At 30.4% G+C, this 17,902-nt stretch carries 20 protein-coding genes; 19 read left to right on the top strand and 1 reads right to left on the bottom strand.

Annotation, left to right across the window (positions count from 1 at the left end; genetic code table 11):
• Positions 1–232 precede the first annotated feature (232 nt).
• Positions 233–874, bottom strand: a complete 642-nt coding sequence (gene sigK / locus KQI18_RS02250; RefSeq protein WP_216465991.1) for an RNA polymerase sporulation sigma factor SigK — start codon at positions 872–874, stop codon at positions 233–235.
• 274 nt (positions 875–1,148) lie between these two features.
• On the opposite strand from sigK, the gene aroE reads away from it, so the two are divergent.
• The 19 genes from aroE to ylqF all read left to right on the top strand — a co-directional run bounded on the left by aroE (position 1,149) and on the right by ylqF (position 17,675).
• Positions 1,149–2,000 carry a shikimate dehydrogenase gene (gene aroE, locus KQI18_RS02245; RefSeq protein ID WP_216465990.1) on the top strand — a complete coding sequence of 284 codons (852 nt, stop codon included), beginning with the start codon at positions 1,149–1,151 and terminating at the stop codon, positions 1,998–2,000.
• Between the two features lie 74 nt (positions 2,001–2,074).
• Positions 2,075–2,443: a hypothetical protein gene (locus KQI18_RS02240; protein ID WP_216465989.1), complete on the top strand. Its 369-nt coding sequence runs from the start codon at positions 2,075–2,077 to the stop codon at positions 2,441–2,443.
• A complete protein-coding gene (locus KQI18_RS02235) occupies positions 2,427–3,077 on the top strand; it encodes a hypothetical protein (protein ID WP_216465988.1) in 651 nt (216 codons plus the stop codon). Before KQI18_RS02240 ends, KQI18_RS02235 begins: the two co-directional genes overlap by 17 nt.
• Before the next feature lie 18 nt (positions 3,078–3,095).
• Positions 3,096–3,518 (top strand): pilus assembly FimT family protein, encoded by a 423-nt coding sequence (locus KQI18_RS02230; RefSeq protein WP_216465987.1) that lies wholly within the window; start codon positions 3,096–3,098, stop codon positions 3,516–3,518.
• Entirely contained in the window at positions 3,508–4,092 is a 585-nt protein-coding gene (locus KQI18_RS02225; protein WP_216465986.1) for a hypothetical protein, read from the top strand. Before KQI18_RS02230 ends, KQI18_RS02225 begins: the two co-directional genes overlap by 11 nt.
• 227 nt (positions 4,093–4,319) lie before the next feature.
• Positions 4,320–4,877 carry an elongation factor P gene (gene efp / locus KQI18_RS02220; protein ID WP_216465985.1) on the top strand — a complete coding sequence of 186 codons (558 nt, stop codon included), beginning with the start codon at positions 4,320–4,322 and terminating at the stop codon, positions 4,875–4,877.
• Positions 4,878–4,976: 99 nt separating this feature from the next.
• Positions 4,977–5,411 carry a CD1247 N-terminal domain-containing protein gene (locus tag KQI18_RS02215; RefSeq protein WP_216465984.1) on the top strand — a complete coding sequence of 145 codons (435 nt, stop codon included), beginning with the start codon at positions 4,977–4,979 and terminating at the stop codon, positions 5,409–5,411.
• 150 nt (positions 5,412–5,561) lie between these two features.
• Positions 5,562–6,263: a ribonuclease III gene (gene rnc / locus KQI18_RS02210; protein ID WP_216465983.1), complete on the top strand. Its 702-nt coding sequence runs from the start codon at positions 5,562–5,564 to the stop codon at positions 6,261–6,263.
• A 70-nt stretch (positions 6,264–6,333) separates the two neighbouring features.
• Positions 6,334–7,407, top strand: a complete 1,074-nt coding sequence (locus KQI18_RS02205) for an elongator complex protein 3 (protein ID WP_216465982.1) — start codon at positions 6,334–6,336, stop codon at positions 7,405–7,407.
• Positions 7,408–7,430: 23 nt separating this feature from the next.
• Positions 7,431–10,985 carry a chromosome segregation protein SMC gene (gene smc / locus KQI18_RS02200; RefSeq protein WP_216465981.1) on the top strand — a complete coding sequence of 1,185 codons (3,555 nt, stop codon included), beginning with the start codon at positions 7,431–7,433 and terminating at the stop codon, positions 10,983–10,985.
• A 63-nt stretch (positions 10,986–11,048) separates the two neighbouring features.
• On the top strand, positions 11,049–12,380 hold the full coding sequence (ftsY, locus tag KQI18_RS02195) for a signal recognition particle-docking protein FtsY (protein WP_216465980.1): 1,332 nt from the start codon (positions 11,049–11,051) through the stop codon (positions 12,378–12,380).
• Positions 12,381–12,547: 167 nt separating this feature from the next.
• Positions 12,548–12,916 carry a YlxM family DNA-binding protein gene (ylxM, locus tag KQI18_RS02190; protein ID WP_216465979.1) on the top strand — a complete coding sequence of 123 codons (369 nt, stop codon included), beginning with the start codon at positions 12,548–12,550 and terminating at the stop codon, positions 12,914–12,916.
• Positions 12,913–14,265, top strand: a complete 1,353-nt coding sequence (gene ffh, locus KQI18_RS02185) for a signal recognition particle protein (protein ID WP_216465978.1) — start codon at positions 12,913–12,915, stop codon at positions 14,263–14,265. The genes ylxM and ffh overlap by 4 nt, the downstream gene beginning before the upstream one ends.
• A 36-nt stretch (positions 14,266–14,301) precedes the next feature.
• Complete coding sequence (gene rpsP / locus KQI18_RS02180) at positions 14,302–14,565, top strand: 30S ribosomal protein S16 (protein WP_024620788.1); 264 nt, start codon at positions 14,302–14,304, stop codon at positions 14,563–14,565.
• Positions 14,566–14,593: 28 nt separating this feature from the next.
• Complete coding sequence (locus KQI18_RS02175) at positions 14,594–14,821, top strand: KH domain-containing protein (RefSeq protein ID WP_216465977.1); 228 nt, start codon at positions 14,594–14,596, stop codon at positions 14,819–14,821.
• A gap of 113 nt (positions 14,822–14,934) precedes the next feature.
• A complete protein-coding gene (gene rimM / locus KQI18_RS02170; protein WP_216465976.1) occupies positions 14,935–15,447 on the top strand; it encodes a ribosome maturation factor RimM in 513 nt (170 codons plus the stop codon).
• Between the two features lie 8 nt (positions 15,448–15,455).
• Positions 15,456–16,151 carry a tRNA (guanosine(37)-N1)-methyltransferase TrmD gene (trmD, locus tag KQI18_RS02165; protein WP_216465975.1) on the top strand — a complete coding sequence of 232 codons (696 nt, stop codon included), beginning with the start codon at positions 15,456–15,458 and terminating at the stop codon, positions 16,149–16,151.
• A 145-nt stretch (positions 16,152–16,296) separates the two neighbouring features.
• Positions 16,297–16,644, top strand: a complete 348-nt coding sequence (gene rplS / locus KQI18_RS02160; RefSeq protein WP_216465974.1) for a 50S ribosomal protein L19 — start codon at positions 16,297–16,299, stop codon at positions 16,642–16,644.
• Positions 16,645–16,781: 137 nt separating this feature from the next.
• Complete coding sequence (ylqF, locus tag KQI18_RS02155) at positions 16,782–17,675, top strand: ribosome biogenesis GTPase YlqF (protein ID WP_216465973.1); 894 nt, start codon at positions 16,782–16,784, stop codon at positions 17,673–17,675.
• Positions 17,676–17,902 lie beyond the last annotated feature (227 nt).

The following is a 17,902-nucleotide window of genomic DNA, read 5'->3' as shown; positions in this document are numbered from 1 at the left end:
TAATAAAATAACATCATTATGATTTTTTATATTCAGATTAAGGGGCTTTTTACTTATTTATTCTAATTTTTATTTTAAAATATCTAGAAAACTCCGTTGGCTTTGGCTGTTAATAATGGCTTAAACACTTTAAATCGAAATAATCCCAGCTAGAGTTTTCTAGATTCTAGTTGGGATTATATAGGGGGATTTAGAGTTTAAAGAATAAAAGCGATTAGAGACTAAAAATCTACTAAAACTCTTTACTCAATTCTTTCTGTAGTTTGTTTAAGGCTTTTTTCTCTATCCTAGATACGTAGGATCTTGATATGTCTAATTTTTGTGCTATTTCTCTTTGAGTTTTATATCCAAGGGGTGTAAGTCCATACCTCAACTGCACAATTTCTCTTTCTCTAGGAGTTAGTATGTCATTCAATTGTTTATATAGTTTACTAACTTCAACCTTCAATTGAACTTCATCAACAACATAGTCGATATCTGTTCCTAAGATATCTAGTAAATTTATTTCGTTGCCCTCTTTGTCTGTTCCTATAGGGTCTTGAAGAGACACTTGAACCTTGTTCTTTTTATTTGTCCTGATATGCATCAAAATTTCGTTTTCGATACATCTCGATGCATATGTAGCTAATCGAGTACCTTTATCTATTTTGAAAGTGTCAATGGCCTTTATTAGCCCTATAGTGCCTATGGAAATTAAATCATCTTGATCTTCTGCGGCATTGTTATATTTTTTTGCAATATAGGCCACTAATCTCATGTTTCTCTCTATTAATATATCTTTAGCATTTCTGTCATCCTCTATTTTGAATTTGGTTAAATATTTGATTTCCTCTTCAGGGGTTAGTGGTTTTTCAAACGATTTAGCAGTAGTCAATAAGTCACCCCCTTTATACGGTCACCTTAAATTATATGAAGAGGACTTATCCAAGTTGACTGATATAACTAAAATAAAATAGTAATAATACAATAAAACGACTAACCATAACTAAAATAATTTTAATCGTATTTACGAATAATAACTATTCAGGTAATATTAAGTATGTATTTGAATAAATAAAATATAAATTGAAAACACGTAAGAGAAATTTGGGATTTTTAATAAGTATAATTGAACATATTGATGTCAATAAAATAGAGGAGAGTAAGCTATGGAAATAAATGCAAAAACAAAAACTACATGTCTTTTTGGTCATCCGGTGGAGCACAGTTTTTCTCCAGTTATACACAATTACCTTTATAGAAAATATAAAGAAAATATTATTTACGAATGTTTTGATATATCAAAAGAGGATTTAAAGGCAGCTGTAGAATCTGTAAGAGTCCTAGGTATAATCGGGTTAAACGTTACTATTCCACATAAGGTAGAAATTATGAAATACTTAGATTTTTTAGATATAAAATCTAAATTAGTTGGGGCAGTAAATACAATTAAAAATGAGGGAGGTGCATTGAAAGGTTATAATACAGACGGGATAGGTTTTGTTCAGTCTATATTCGATATAGGATACAGCATAAAAGGTAAAAAAATTCTAATTCTTGGAGCAGGTGGTGCATGTAGAAGTATATCTATAGAGCTTGCTGTTGAAGGAGCTAAGTCAATTGAAATTCGAAATAGAAGTTTAGATAATGCAAATCACATTGTAGAAACAATAAACTCCAACTTTGAAACCAAAGCATGTTGCAGCAAAAAAGAAGTAGATAAGAACGATCTTGAAGGTGTAGATATACTTATAAATGCAACACCTATTGGTATGAAAAGTGACGATTGTCCTATAGATAAAAATATCTCAATTGATAAAGCAGTACTAGTTTGTGATATTGTATATAATCCTCACAATACAAGTTTAATTAAATGGGCTAAAAGTCAAAATATAGAGACTATGTACGGAATCGATATGCTTGTAAATCAAGGACTAGCAGCATTTAAAATATGGACGGGAATAAATCCAACACTAGAAGATAAGGAAATTCTTAAAAATATGTACAATTGTACTATATGATTACTAAATTTAAACCGTTAAAAATTATCTATTTGTAAATTATAGATAACTAGTGATTTTGAAAGGAGATTCTATTGAAAAGTAGCAAAGGTTTTGTCGCTATAGAATGTGTTGTGAGCCTGTCAATACTAATAGTTTCAGTTTATTTAGTATCGACTGCTCTTCAAAATTGTTATAGACATATTAAAAATAATGAGAAAAATAGAGAAATGTTAAACTTAGCAAAATCTAATTTGGAAAATCAAAAATATAAGATAAAAAATAATGAAAGTGAAGAAATCCAAGTAAAATCTTTAGACATAGGTAATAATCAAGTCGGGGATTATGTTGTATCGAGTACAGTTACATCAAATAGTGAGTTTGTAAAAAATTATAAAATAAATGTAAAAGTAATTGGTAATAGAAGAACATTGGAGTTGGTTAGTTATGTTACGAAACACTAGAAACATTAAAAACAATAGTGGCTCGGTTTTAATTGTCTCTCTATTGGTTTTTTCTATAATAACAGCAGTAAGTGTAGTGTGCATTAGCTGGATATATACAAATAGTAGGATATTTGATTTAGAGTATAAAGATAATATTTTAAAGGAGAATTCTGTTAGTGGATCTGAATTAGTAAAAAGCAATGTGCTGAGACATATCAGAAAAGCAATCGACACTACTTCCGATGAAAATGGGTTTAACGAGTATTTCTTAGGAAATAACATGAATACTTTTATTAACGATATAAAGAATTTGAGTAGCAGTGATTTAAAAAATGTAAGTATTAAAATAACTAATAACAGATTATTACAAGAAAATGGATACTTACTATTTGAAGTAAGCAGTACTGCTAAAGATGAAAATTACTATAAAAATCTTAGAGTAAATGTAGCTATAAAAAATCCATACAAAGTTTCTGATGAGGAAGTATCATCAGAAAATATGGCTGAAATGAACTTTGACAGATACACAAACTTAGAAAATATAAATAAAAATTCTGATGACGCTATTACAAATAAAGAAAGCGAAAATTTAAAGAAGAATGACCTTAATGAGTGTGACTATCTCAGATTCTATAACTACAGGGGGCTATAAATTGAAAAGAGAAGGAATGTGACCGTAATAGAACTAGTTGTAACAATAAGCATAATAATACTGTTATCTACCTTATGTATCCCAAAAGGAAGTGTTGATAATAGAACTATAAACTTATTCTCAAGGCAGTTTTGTTCGGATATTAGATATGTAAGAAGAGAAAATATGCTCGGAAACTATAATACATACATATATTACACAAAAAAAGATGGTACAGAAGGTTATGCTTTAAGAAAGGATGGAGAGGATATAAAAACCAATCTTTTACCACAAGGTGCAAAGATAGATCACAGTTTAAGCACTATAAAATTTAAAATTGACGGATCACCAGCAGAAAAGGGTTCAACCATAGAAGTATTTAAAGATAATTATAGTAAATTTATAACTATAACACCAGTAAGTGGAAGAATACTACTTAAGGAAGATAAGTATGAGAGTTAAATTGCATGACTATAAGTCTGTTACGAAACTTGTGAAACAAATCTCTAGTTTAAAAGTATCCAAAGGGTACTTGTTAATTGAAGGTGTAGTTTCACTGTCTGTAGTCGTGATTATATCATTTACTTTATATTCACTTTTAAGTGTTACATTAAATTTAAAAAATAGAATGAATGATTTAGTTGAACTTCAACAGCAGTCTGCTGAAATTACTAAACACATAGAGAGCCTAGTGTCAAATAGTAAAGGGATAATAAGTATTACTCCCCTTAAATATGGTGAGAATAATACAAATGAGTATATAGATGTTAAGTCAATAAAGCTTAAGTATTCAACTGGAGATGACAGTTCGGATGATAAAGAGATATATTTAAACGGAAACAGAAATAAAGTTTTTGTCAACTCACTAAAAAATGGTTCTAGTCAAGCTGGTGGGTATGAAATTGGAGACTATGTAGATAATATATATATACGACAGATAGATAAAGGGACGTATATAAAAGTGTGTTTAAATTTATCTAAAAACTCTCAGAAATATCAAACAAAATTTGATATAAATATATTGAATACGGAGTAAAAGGAAAAATATATAACATATAATGTATAAAATACGATGAATCTTTATTTATATTAAAAAATAAAGTTATAAGGCGTGTCAAATCCTTGTTATATGTGTGTATTTTGTGATATGATAATACTAGAAAAATTTGTAATCCTGTAATGTAGGGAATTTACAGGACATGATTAATTAATGTATGGTTAATGCTACCATAATTATAAGATTTAAGATGGAGGAATAAACATATGGTATCAGCAGGAGATTTTAGAAAAGGTGTAACATTTGAAAAAGACGGACAACCATGTCTAGTAGTAGATTTCCAACATGTTAAGCCAGGTAAAGGAGCAGCATTTGTTAGAACAAAGTACAGAAACTTAAAAACTGGGGCAATAAGAGAAGAAACTTTCAACCCAAGTGAAAAGTTCCCAAAAGCTATAATTGATACAAGACAAATGCAGTATTTATATAATGATGGAGAATTATATTACTTCATGGACGAAGAGACTTTCGAGCAAATTCCTTTAGAATACAACCAAGTAGAAGATGCCGTTAAATATTTAAAAGAAAATGAAGTTGCTACAATAAGATTCTACCAAGGGCAACCTTTCCAAGTTGAGGCTCCAAACTTCGCGGAATTAGAAATAGTAGAAACTGAACCTGGAATTAAAGGAGATACTGCAAGTAATGTTACTAAAGCAGCCACTGTAGAAACAGGAGCTGTTGTACAAGTACCATTATTTATAAATGTTGGGGACAAGGTTAAGATAGATACAAGAACAGGCGAATACTTATCAAGAGTTTAAAAAAGATCTATAAAATATGTATATAAAAGCTTATATGTCTTAATAATATAAGATATATAGGCTTATATTATATATTAAATATGAAAGCGAGGAGACTATATGAAACATTTATACGAAGAAGTTGCTTATTTAAAAGGATTAGCAGAAGGAATGGATATTGACAAAGAAAGCAAAGAAGGAAAAATGATACATAAGATAGTAGATGTATTAGAAGTTTTTGCTGATTCTATAGTAGTCTTATCTGAGGATCAAGATGATCTTAAAGATTATGTCGATTCAATAGATGAAGATCTAGCAGATGTTGAAGATAGTTTAGAGGACATATTTGAAGATGAAGATGACGAAGATTATGACGATTTAGATTTTATCGAGATGGAGTGTCCGAACTGTGGAGAGTTAGTAGATATAGATGAAGATCTACTTTACGACGATGATGTTGATATAGTTTGCCCAGAGTGTGACGCTGTAATACTATCTTCTGAAGATGACGAGGAAGTTTGCAATTGTGGAAATTGCACAGAAGACGAAGAGTAATAGATTTATAAGATTTAAAACTGCCTATGAGACTTTATTATCTGTTTCATAGGCAGCTTTGTTTTTATGAATATGTAGAATTTAGTTTTTGCAATAGTTAACAAAAAATAGTAAAATATACAGTAGATAAGTATGTTTTGGAGGTGAATTATGAAAATTAATAGAAGATTATTAGATAATATACAATGTTTTGAAAAAGTTATAGGTTACGAATTTAAAAATAAAGATTACATTCTTGAGGCACTCACTCATAGTTCATATTCTAATGAGAATAAAAAATTTAACTTCAATGAAAGGTTTGAATTTTTAGGAGATTCAGTATTAGGAGTTGTTGTAAGTGACTATTTATTTAAAGCTGAAAAGAATTTGCCAGAAGGAGAACTTACTAAGCTCAGAGCTAACATAGTGTGTGAAGAATCACTTAATGAAGTTGCCAATAGCATTCGCTTAGGAGAATATATGTTACTTGGAAAAGGTGAAGAGGCAACGGGAGGAAGACAGAGAATTTCTATTTTAGCAGATGCAACTGAGGCTGTAATAGCGGCTATATATCTTGATGGAGGGCTTGTGTGTGCCAGAGATTTTATACTTAAATTTATGGGAGATATAATTCAAGATACTAGAAAAGGAAATATATTTAGAGATTATAAAACTCATTTGCAAGAATTACTCCAAAGTAGAGGAGAAAACAACATTTGGTACAATTTAATAGATGAAAAAGGACCAGACCATAATAAGAGATTTGTTATGGAAGTTGGAATAAATGATGTTGTTTTAGGTATTGGAGAAGGAAAGAGTAAAAAGGAAGCAGAGCAGTTAGCAGCAAGAGCAGGGCTTAAAAATATTAGATAATTAGACTTAGATATCAAATTCATAAATTTGAGATTAAGCCTAGTAAATAGATTACAGAGGATTGATAATAATGAAGAAAAAAATAATTCCTATATTTGTACCTCATAAAGGATGTCCTCACGATTGTATTTTTTGTAATCAAAAAAAGATAACAGGAGTGAGTACGGACGTAACAGAAGAAACAGCTAAATCAGTAATTGAAGAATGTCTTGAGTATATAGATAGAGATTCAAGTATAGAAATTGCGTTTTTTGGAGGAAGTTTTACTGCTATAGATATAGAGATACAAAGAAAATTACTAGCAGTAGCAAAAAGTTATATAGATAGCGGTGATGTTGACTATATAAGATTATCGACAAGACCCGATTGTATAGATGAATATATTTTAAGTATGTTAAAAGAGTACGGAGTTCGAATTATAGAATTAGGGGTTCAGTCACTAGACGAGGATGTTCTTGATGAAAGTATAAGAGGACACAAAAGTGATGTAGTCTATAAAAGTGCTAAATTAATAAAGAAATTTGGATTCGAACTTGGACTACAGATGATGCTTGGTCTTCCTACTGATACTGAAGAAAAGTGTTTATATACAGCAAAAGAGTTTATAAAGATGAATCCAAGTTGTGTTAGAATTTATCCTACATTAGTGGTTCAGGAAACCGGACTTGAGATACTTCTATCAGAAGGTAAGTATACACCTTTTTCACTAGAGAAAAGTATAAGCATTGTCAAAAAACTTTTAGTGTTGTATTATGTCAACGATATTAATGTGATAAGAGTAGGTCTACAAGCAACTGACGATATTCAGATGGGAGAAGCCGTAGTTGATGGGCCATATCATCCTGCTTTTAGAGAGCTTGTAGAATCTGAAATAATAAAAGATTTTATAGAAAGTGAAGTAATAAACAAATACGAGTTTAAACATGAGTTAGTAATAAGAGTTAATAAAAAAAATATTTCGAGAATAGTAGGAAATAAAAAATCAAATAAAAACTACATGAGTAAAAAATATGGACTTATGTTAAAAGTTGAAGAGTCAAATGTAGATGAGGAGCAACTACAAATAATGATAGATAAAAATAACATACTAAAAATTAGTATGAATGATATTTACTCTAAATTGTTTAGTGTTTACAATCTTTAGATAAATAAGTAAGGAGAAAGGCATTGTACTTAAAGAGATTAGAATTAAAAGGATTTAAATCATTTCCAACGAAAACCGATATACTTTTCAACAAAGGGGTTACTTCTATAGTAGGTCCAAATGGCAGTGGGAAAAGTAATATTTCAGATGCAGTTAGATGGGTTTTGGGAGAACAGAGTATAAAAAGTCTTAGAGGAGATAAACTTGAAGACGTTATATTTATAGGTACAGAAACTAAAAAAGCTATGAATTATTGTGAAGTTGAACTTACTATAGACAATTTGGATAATGATATGGATATTGATTTTAGTGAAGTTACTATAAAAAGAAGAGCATATAGAAATGGTGAAAGTGAATTTTATTTAAATAATAAAGTATGTAGGTTAAAAGATATAAAAGAACTTCTTCTTGACACAGGAATAGGCAAAGATGGGTATTCTATTGTTGAACAGGGAAAAGTCGATGAAATACTTAGCAATAATCCTCAGAATAGGAGAAAGATTTTTGATGAAGCTTGTGGTATTTCTAAATACAGATATAAAAAACACGAAGCGGAAAAAAATCTATTAAATACGAAAGAAAATCTTGAGAGAATTCAAGATATATACATAGAGATTGAAAATCAAATCAAACCTCTGTACAATCAACAACTGAAGGCTAAACAGTACAAAGAACTCACTGAAAAGCTAAAAAGTTTGGAAGTAAATAGCTTTTTGAGGGATATTGAGACATTAGATAATGAAATTACCGAACTTGTAGAACACAGTAAAATTATTGAAGCTAACCTTAAAGAAAAAGAAGTTGAAAAAGAAAAAGTTGAAAAAGAAGCTACCGAGCTAGATAGAGAATCTAGAGTTTTAGATGATTCTATTGAGAAGGCCGTAGAATATATAAATTCTATAAAAGAGGTTTTATCAGAACGAGATATGCAGATTAGCCTTATAAATGAGAGAATTAAAAATCATAAAAGGGAAATTTATGCTAAACAAAAAGAATCTGATGAATCGGACGAAAAACTAAAAAGATATAAAGAGAATTTAAAAATTTTAGAATCAAAATCAGTTGAAAATAATCTGTTAGTTAAGCAATTAGAAACTGAAATTACAAAATTAGAGGCAAATAATTCAAACAAAAAGTCTTCTATACAAGATTTAAATAATGAAATAGAAAATCTTAAAGAAGGTATTATAGAGATTCTCAACAAAAAACAGGAGCTTAGTAATAAGCTTTCTACAATGACAGCAAATAAAGACAATATGTTGTCAAGATCAAAAGACATTGAGTCTGAGCTTGATGATATAAATATCAAAATACAAGAGAAAAACAAGAAACTTGAAGCAAGTTTGGTAGGAATTGAAAATAATAAAAAAGCATTGAATCAATTGATTGAAGAAAGAGGAACTGAGCAGAGTGAGATTAGGTCACTAAAGAATTTTGTTCTTGGACTTGATGGAAAGATACAAAAGACGAACTACACATTAAATGACTATAAATCTAAAATTAATATTTATAATGAAATGGAAAATCATTATGAAGGTTTTAATAGAGGAGTAAAAGAAGTATTAAAAAATAAAACCTTAAATGGTATACATGGAGCATTAGGTCAATTAGTTGAAGTTCCCAAAAAATATGAAAAAGCTATAGAGTCTGCGCTCGGAGGATATCTGCAAAACATAATAACCAAAGATGAAATAAGCGCCAAAAATGCTATTAACTATCTAAAGAAAAATAACTTAGGGAGAGTTACATTTTTACCTCTAAGTATAATAAAAGGAAATCCAATAAATTTAAATGCTATTAAAACAAAAAACAAAGCATTGGGTATTGCAAGTGAATTAGTTTCATACGATGTACAGTACAAAAATATCTTTGAAAATGTATTAGGAAGAACTATAATTGTGGAAGATATGGATATTGCAATTGCCTTTGCAAATGAGATAGGTCATAAATTTAAGATTGTAACTCTTGACGGAGAAGTTTTAAACATAGGAGGTTCTTTAACAGGAGGTAGTTTAAAGAGTAATGGAAATATACTTTCTAGAAAGAGAATAATAAATGAATATCAAGAAAGTATTGAGATACTAGTTAAAGAAGTAGCCTCAATTCAAGAAGAGCATAGATATATTACAAAAGAAATAACAGAAAAAGAGCAAAACTTAACAGTATTGGAAGCTAAATTAAAGGATAAAGAGAAACAGATTTTTGAAATTAATTTACAAAATAATAACTTTAAAAGCGATATAAACACTCTTAATACAAATTATCAAAAACTAGAAAAAGAAAAATCTGGGTTATATATAAATCTTGATTATACTGAAGAAAGAATTACATCAATCAATAATGGAATAAAAGAACTCGATCAAAAACATTATGTAAATAAAATAAATATCGAAAAAAATGTACAACTACTAAAAGAACAGAATGATGTATTTGAAGGAGATAAGTTAAGCTTTGATAGGCTAAAATTAGATCTTGTAAAATGTATTCAAGCATCTGATTCCTTAGTTAAGGATATTGAAAGAATAAAAGTTGAATCTTTGGAATTAGAATCTAAAAAACAGAAATTGGAAACGGTAACTGAAAAGCTAAAAGAAGAGATTAAAGAGTTATCGGTAACGATACAATCGGAAATTGAAGAAAAAAATAACTTAGAAGATCAATTGGTTGAAAATGGTAAGAGCTTAGAAAATAAGCGTTTGGCAAAAGTAAGTATAAAAGAGAAATTTGAAGAATCAAACAAAAATGTAAAGGTAATAGATAGACAGTATATTCATTTTAAAGAGAGTCTATTTAAAGTAGATTCAAAACTCGAAAGGTTGAGAGAAAGTCACGAAAATTGCTTAAACAAACTCAATGAGTTATACGATTTAACATTTATCCGTGCTAATGAACTTAAAGATGATAATCTATGTGTTGATAAAAAAGCCATAGCTGGTTTGAAAAGAGATATTAAAGAGCTTGGTAATATAAATCTTGATTCAATTAAAGAATATGAAGAAGTAAAAGAAAGATATGATTTTTATAGCGTACAAAAGAAAGATCTAGAGGTTTCAATTGAAAGTATTGAAAATATAATAAGTTCGCTTGAAAAAAATATGAAAGATGAGTTCGAAATACAATTTGATAAAATAAACGAAAAATATAAGTATGTGCACAATAGATTATTTGGTGGAGGCAATGGAGAGCTTATACTAGATGATAAAGAAAATATATTAGAAAGTGATATAAATATAATATCTCAACCACCTGGTAAAAAAATGAAAAACTTGAACCTGTTATCCGGAGGAGAGAAGGCACTTACTGCAATAAGTATACTTTTTTCGATTCTAATGACTAAACCAACTCCGTTTTGTATATTAGATGAGATTGAAGCTCCACTTGATGATGCTAACATATTCAGATTTGGGGAGTTCTTGAAAGAGTTATCAGAAGAGACCCAATTTATAGCTGTAACTCATAGAAGAGGAACTATGCAAGCATCAGACTTTATTTATGGAGTTACAATGCAGGAGAAAGCAATATCAAAAATAATTGGTTTAAAACTCAGTGAAGCAGAAAAAATATCAAATGCAATGTAAATATAAAAAACTATATATTATATTTAATTTTTATAATAAATCACTCAAACAGGAGGAAATTAAGTGTTTAAAAAATTTTTTAAATCGAGGAAACAACAAGATGACGAAAATGAAGTTAGAGATTTAGAGCAAGCATTAGAAGACGATGAATCACAAAATATAGATAAAATACAAGATCTTGAAACTGAAACTAAAACTGCAGGAAAAGATGCAAAAGAATTTTTAGCAGAAGATACGACTGAAGTCTTAAATGATAAAAAGCCAAGTTATAACGATAAAAACAGTGAACCAAAAGAATTAGATGAAGTAATAGCTTCATCGGATGCTATAGAAGTAGAAAAAAAAGCTAATGATATCGATTCAAACTTAATTGATGAACCGGGTAAATTACTCTCAGAAGATGCCAAAGCTCAAGTTCTTGAAGATAAATTTGAGGAAAAAACTAAAGTTGAAGAGACTGAAGTTGATTTTAATGAGCCAAATATTAATATGTTTGAAAGGCTTAAACAAGGCCTTACAAAAGCGAAGCAAGGTATAACTGACAAAATAGATATAATACTGAAGTCATACACAAAAGTAGATGAAGAGTTGCTAGAAGATTTAGAAGAGATTCTTATAACATCTGATGTAGGGGTTAATTCTACAATGGGTATAATAGACACTCTTAGAAGTAGAATAAAAGAAAAAGGTATAACAGATCCTATGGATGTTAGAGTTGAGCTAAAAAATATAGTAGAAGAGATTCTAACAGAGGATAATACAAAACTAGATATAAATCCTACTCCTTGTATAATACTAATGGTAGGAGTTAATGGAGTTGGAAAAACTACAACAATAGGAAAGCTTGCAACTAGATATAAAAAAGAAGGCAAAAAAGTTCTACTAGCAGCAGCTGATACATTTAGAGCAGCGGCAACTGAACAACTTGATATTTGGGCAAAGAGAGCGAATGTAGATATTATCAAACACCATGAGGGAGCAGATCCTGGAGCTGTAGTATTTGATGCTGTTAAAGCTGCAAGAGCCAGAGGGGTTGATGTATTGATATGCGATACTGCTGGTAGACTTCACAATAAAACCAATCTTATGAATGAGCTTGGAAAAATATTTAAGATAGTAGATAGAGAATTTTCTGAAGCCAAGAGAGAAGTTCTATTAGTAGTTGATGCTACAACAGGACAAAATGCTGTTTCACAGGCTAAGACATTCAAAGATGTAGCGGATATTACTGGAATAGTTCTTACAAAACTAGATGGTACTGCAAAGGGTGGAGTAGTGCTTGCAGTTAAGTCAGAAGTAGATGTTCCTGTAAAACTAATTGGTGTAGGTGAGAAAGCAGAAGATCTTCAAGACTTTGATGCCAAATTATTCTCTGAAGCTTTATTCGGGAATTAGAATGCAGGTTTTAGCTTTATAAGTTTATGTACTTTGTTTTCATTATATTAATGAGATAATCAATATTTGACAGTGTCAAATTAATTGTTGACAATGACAGATTTATAAGTTAAAATACAATGTGTAAAGTAAAAGAACTTTACAGTATATGTTTGGAAGTGTTTGATATGAATATAGAAAAAATGGTTGAAGTAGGTTTATTATTTGAACAGTATCGAGAGTTACTAACAAAGAAACAGAGAGAGATAGTTAGTTTATACTATGAAGAAGACTACTCACTTGGAGAGATAAGTGAGAATTTAGGTGTATCAAGACAAAGTGTGTACGATACGCTTAAAAGATCAGAAAAGATACTTAGAGACTATGAAGATAAGCTTCAATTAGTATCTAAACTTCAAGAACACGAGCATTCCGTTAAATTGGTATTTAATGAAATAGTCAATTTAAAAGAGAACATAAAAAGCAAAAAAGACTTTGATGATTTAATCCCTAAGTTGGAAAGTATAGAAGATATATGTAGGGGGATGATAAAATGATATTTGAAGGTTTATCTGATAAACTGCAAGGAGCATTTAGTAAGTTAAAGTCAAAAGGAAAACTTACTGAGAGCGATATAAAGGATGCAATGAGAGAAGTCAAGTTAGCTTTATTAGAAGCCGATGTTAACTTCAAAGTTGTTAAGGACTTTATTAAAAAAGTGCAAGAGAGATGTGTCGGCCAAGAAGTTATGCAGAGCTTGACACCAGGACAACATATAATAAAAATAGTTAATGAAGAGCTTACAGAGCTTATGGGTGATGTTCAAAGCAAGATAAGCATATCATCAAAACCACCTACAGTAATAATGATGGTTGGTTTACAAGGTGCTGGTAAAACGACTACATCTGGTAAACTAGGAGGTTATTTTAAGAAGCAAGGTAAAAAACCCCTATTAGTTGCATGTGACGTATACAGACCTGCAGCTATAAAACAATTAGAGGTAGTAGGTGAAAAACTGGATATTCCAGTATTTAGTATGGGTGATAAAGAGAAACCTCTCGATATTGCAAAGGCAGGATTCAACCATGCGAATAAAAATGGTAATGACATAGTTATAATAGATACAGCTGGTCGTCTTCATATAGATGAAGTTCTTATGGAGGAGTTACAGTCAATAAAAACTGAGGTTAAACCTCATGAAATTCTATTAGTTGTAGACTCAATGACTGGACAAGATGCTGTGAATGTCGCTGAAAGTTTCAATGAGACACTTGGAATCGATGGAGTAGTACTTACTAAGCTTGATGGTGATACAAGGGGCGGTGCGGCTCTTTCAATAAGAGCTGTAACTCAAAAGCCTATTAAGTTTATTGGTATGGGTGAGAAACTTGAAGATTTAGAACCATTCCATCCAGATAGAATGGCTTCAAGGATTCTTGGAATGGGCGACGTACTTAGCCTTATTGAAAAGGCACAAGAGACAATAGATCTTGAAAAAGCAAAAGAGTTAGAACAAAAAATTAAAAAACAAGAGTTAGATTTTGAAGATTTCCTAGAGCAAATGGAACAGATTCAAAATATGGGTCCACTAGATAAAATCTTAGGAATGATGCCAGGTATGGGTCAGATAAAGGATCAACTTGGAGATGTAGACGTCAATGGAAAAGAGATGAAAAGAACGAAAGCCATTGTACAAGCCATGACAGTTTATGAGAGACGAAATCCAACAGTGTTAAACGCTTCTAGGAAGAAGCGTATAGCAAGAGGTAGTGGAACTACTGTGCAAGATGTAAACAGACTAATAAAACAATTCAATGAAATGAAGAAGATGATGAAGATGTTTACAGGAGCACAAAAAGGTATGAAAAAAAGAGGCGGACTGGGAGGTTTACCTTTTTTCAAATAAAATAATACAAAATCACAATTTTCGGAGGTGCTGTAAATGGCAGTTAAAATAAGATTAAAAAGAATGGGTGCAAATAAAAAACCTTTCTACAGAATAGTAGTAGCAGATTCTAGATCACCAAGAGATGGAAAATTCATAGAGGAAATAGGATACTATAATCCAGTTTCTGAACCAAAACAAGTGAAAATAAACGATGAAAAAGCTGTTGCATGGCTAAAAAATGGTGCTCAACCAACAGAAGCAGTTAAAAACTTACTTGCTAAAAATGGAGTAATGGAGAAATTTGAGGCTTCTAAATAATATAATTTTTTATTAGGAGATGTATGATATGAGGGAGTTAGTTGAAGATATAGCTAAAGCTCTAGTTGACAAGCCTGATGAAGTTGTCGTTAATGTAACTGAAGACAAAGGTGTTACTGTCTTAAAACTTACTGTTGCAGAGGACGATATGGGTAAAGTTATCGGAAAGCAAGGTAGAATAGCAAAAGCTATAAGAACTGTTGTTAGATCGGTAGCAAACAAAGAAAAAATCAAGGTTACTCTTGAGATTATATAGAAATGGGGGTTAGGTATTCACCTAATCCTTTTTGTTTATTATACTTGATTATAATTAGTTAATAGGTATAAGATCTATAAAACTATACATAATTAAATAAAGAAGGTGAAAAGATGGATGAAAAATTAGCTCTCTTTAAGATTGGACAGATAGTTAACACTCAGGGGTTAAAAGGAGAAGTAAGAGTATATCCTCTTACTAATGATATAAATAGATTTGACAATTTAGATAAGTTTTACTTAGATAAAGATCTAAAGGCTGAATTGGAAGTTGAAAGAGTACGCTATAAAGGTAAAATGGTTGTAATGAAGATAAAAACAATAAACCATATTGAAGAGGCTGAAAAGCTTAGAAATAAATTTATCTATGTGGGTAGAGATAATACTAGAGATCTAGAGGAAGATGAGTTCTTTATTGCTGATATGATAGGTCTAGAGGTGTTTACGGTTGCAGGAGTTCATGTAGGAGTTCTCAAAGATGTACTTCAGTATTCAGCAAATGATGTATATGTTGTACAAGGTGATAGTAAAGAATATCTAATACCTTCTATATTAAAATTTGTTCCAGAAATCAATATGGAAGAAAGAAAAATGATTATAGACCCTATAAAGGGAATGATTGACTAGGTGATAATATGAGATTTCATATTATGACACTCTTTCCAGATATTTTTACATCCTACATGAATGAAAGTATAATGAAAAGGGCTGTTGAAAAGGAAATAATAGAAGTACATGTTTATAATATTAGAGACTATTCAACAAACAAGCATAAGAAGGTTGATGACTATCCCTTTGGTGGCGGTGCTGGTATGGTGATGACACCTCAACCCATTTATGATACGTATAAACATATTGTCGATAAATTCGATATTAAAGATCCTAAGGTTATATATTTGACACCTAAAGGTCGTGTATTTAAGCAGACAATTGCAGAAGAGCTTTCAATTGGCGAAGATGTGATACTTTTATGTGGACACTACGAAGGTGTAGATCAAAGAATAATCGATTTAATAATAACCGATGAAATATCAATTGGAGACTTTGTATTGACTGGTGGAGAACTTCCAGCACTTATAATGATAGATGCTATATCTAGACTTATTCCTGGTGTTTTAAATCAAAATGAGTCTTTTGAAGAAGAATCATTTAAGGATAATTTATTGGAATATCCTCACTACACAAGGCCAAGAGACTTTGAGGGATTAAAAGTGCCAGATGTCTTACTTTCTGGGAATCATAAAAATATAGATGAGTGGAGAAAAAATGAGTCTATAAAGATAACCAAAGAGAGAAGAAAAGATCTTTACGAAAAATCTATAAATGAATAATGAATATAATAAAGGCTATTATTACTGAAAAAGCTTGTAAATAGATATTTTATATAGTATAATATAAACTGTTGAAAATACGGGCGTTCCTCTGTTTACAATGGTCAAGTAGCTAAGAACGTCTATGATATCAGGAGGAAGAAAGATGAACGAAATATTAAAATCATTAGAGCAAGAACAATTAAAAAGTGATATCCCTAATTTTGGACCTGGGGACACTGTAAAGGTACACGTAAGAATAATAGAAGGTAAAAGAGAGAGAGTTCAGATATTCGAAGGTGTAGTTTTAAAGAGACAAGGTGGAGGAGCAAGAGAGACTTTCACTGTTAGAAAAATATCTTTCGGTATCGGCGTAGAAAGAACTTTCCCAGTTCATTCTCCTAAGCTAGAAAAGATAGAAGTTACTAGAAAAGGTAAAGTTAGAAGAGCTAAACTTAACTACTTAAGAGGTAGAACAGGTAAAGCTGCTAAGATAAAAGAAGCAAGAAGATAATTTTAGAGGCTTTACTTTAAATAGAGGGGACTGAGTTTTCAGTCTCTTTTCTGTTTAATTATGAACTTACTTAGCAATAATATAATTAGCTTTATTATAGATAATTAAATATATAAATAAAAATGAGGAGGTAAATCATGTCTAAGGATTATGAAGAATATTTAATGGACGATAATCTGCATATAAACTGGTACCCTGGCCATATGAAAAAAACTAAAGAGTTAGTACAAAACAATCTGAAGCTTGTGGACGTTGTAGTAGAACTCCTAGATTCAAGAATACCGTTTAGTAGTAAAAATCCAGAAATAGATGAGTTAGTAGGAAACAAGCCTAGAGTAGTCGTTTTTAATAAAATTGATATGGCTGACAGGGAAAAGACTGATAGATGGATAAAGTACTACGAAAAAATAGGAATAAAAGCTATTACAGTAGATGCTATGAAAGGGACGGGAATAAACAAAATCATAGATGAATGTAAAAGAGTAACAAAAGATAAAATGGATCAACTTAAAGAAAAAGGTAGAAAAGAAAGAGCAGTTAGACTTATGATTGTCGGTGTACCAAATGTTGGTAAATCGTCGTTAATAAATAAATTAACTGGTAGAAAAAGTACTCAAACTGGGGACAAGCCAGGGGTAACAAAGGGAAAACAATGGGTGAGATTAAAAGGAAACTTGGAGTTGCTTGATACGCCTGGTATATTATGGCCAAAGTTTGAGGATCAAGAAGTAGCACTAAATTTGGCTTTTAGCAGAGCAATAAAAGATGAAATCTTAGATGTAGAGACTCTAGCTCTTAGACTTATTGAAAAGCTTATGACAATAGAACCAGAGAAGCTAAAAGAGAGATATAAACTGGAATCTCTAGGAGAAACACCTTTGGACACTATGGATATGATAGGTATAAAAAGAGGATTTAAAGCTGGAAAAAATGAGCTTGACTATATAAGAATTGCAAGTACAGTTTTAAATGAATTTAGAGAGGGAAAAATAGGTAAGATAACACTTGAAGATGTAAATGATATAAAATAGGTATAAAAGTGTGTATAAAAAGTATATAAAAAATAAAAAAATGTTCAATAATTCAAAATAATAGAAAAAAGCAGAAGTTAAAGAAATAATGTCTTAACTTCTGTTTTTTATTTTGAAAAATAATTATAGATAAAATATCATTATAAAAAAATATTAAAAACAAAAAAATCATACTTAAATTGCTATTGAGAATTTTTTATCAATTCAAAACCTTCTTGACACTTCGA

Source organism: Metaclostridioides mangenotii, from assembly GCF_018917235.1.
Lineage (GTDB): Bacteria > Bacillota > Clostridia > Peptostreptococcales > Peptostreptococcaceae > Metaclostridioides.
Note: the sequence above shows the minus strand (reverse complement) of the source record. Positions and strands in the feature narration are given on the sequence as shown.

Excerpts from the sequence above, each read along its gene's own strand:
- KQI18_RS02235 (WP_216465988.1), top strand. The coding sequence starts at position 2,427 with ATGTTACGAAACACTAGAAACATTAAAAACAATAGTGGCTCGGTTTTA.
- ffh (WP_216465978.1), top strand. The coding sequence starts at position 12,913 with ATGATATTTGAAGGTTTATCTGATAAACTGCAAGGAGCATTTAGTAAG.
- KQI18_RS02205 (WP_216465982.1), top strand. The coding sequence starts at position 6,334 with ATGAAGAAAAAAATAATTCCTATATTTGTACCTCATAAAGGATGTCCT.
- rplS (WP_216465974.1), top strand. The coding sequence starts at position 16,297 with ATGAACGAAATATTAAAATCATTAGAGCAAGAACAATTAAAAAGTGAT.
- rnc (WP_216465983.1), top strand. The coding sequence starts at position 5,562 with ATGAAAATTAATAGAAGATTATTAGATAATATACAATGTTTTGAAAAA.
- KQI18_RS02175 (WP_216465977.1), top strand. The coding sequence starts at position 14,594 with ATGAGGGAGTTAGTTGAAGATATAGCTAAAGCTCTAGTTGACAAGCCT.
- trmD (WP_216465975.1), top strand. The coding sequence starts at position 15,456 with ATGAGATTTCATATTATGACACTCTTTCCAGATATTTTTACATCCTAC.
- rpsP (WP_024620788.1), top strand. The coding sequence starts at position 14,302 with ATGGCAGTTAAAATAAGATTAAAAAGAATGGGTGCAAATAAAAAACCT.
- ylxM (WP_216465979.1), top strand. The coding sequence starts at position 12,548 with ATGAATATAGAAAAAATGGTTGAAGTAGGTTTATTATTTGAACAGTAT.
- ylqF (WP_216465973.1), top strand. The coding sequence starts at position 16,782 with ATGTCTAAGGATTATGAAGAATATTTAATGGACGATAATCTGCATATA.
- KQI18_RS02225 (WP_216465986.1), top strand. The coding sequence starts at position 3,508 with ATGAGAGTTAAATTGCATGACTATAAGTCTGTTACGAAACTTGTGAAA.
- aroE (WP_216465990.1), top strand. The coding sequence starts at position 1,149 with ATGGAAATAAATGCAAAAACAAAAACTACATGTCTTTTTGGTCATCCG.
- efp (WP_216465985.1), top strand. The coding sequence starts at position 4,320 with ATGGTATCAGCAGGAGATTTTAGAAAAGGTGTAACATTTGAAAAAGAC.
- rimM (WP_216465976.1), top strand. The coding sequence starts at position 14,935 with ATGGATGAAAAATTAGCTCTCTTTAAGATTGGACAGATAGTTAACACT.
- KQI18_RS02215 (WP_216465984.1), top strand. The coding sequence starts at position 4,977 with ATGAAACATTTATACGAAGAAGTTGCTTATTTAAAAGGATTAGCAGAA.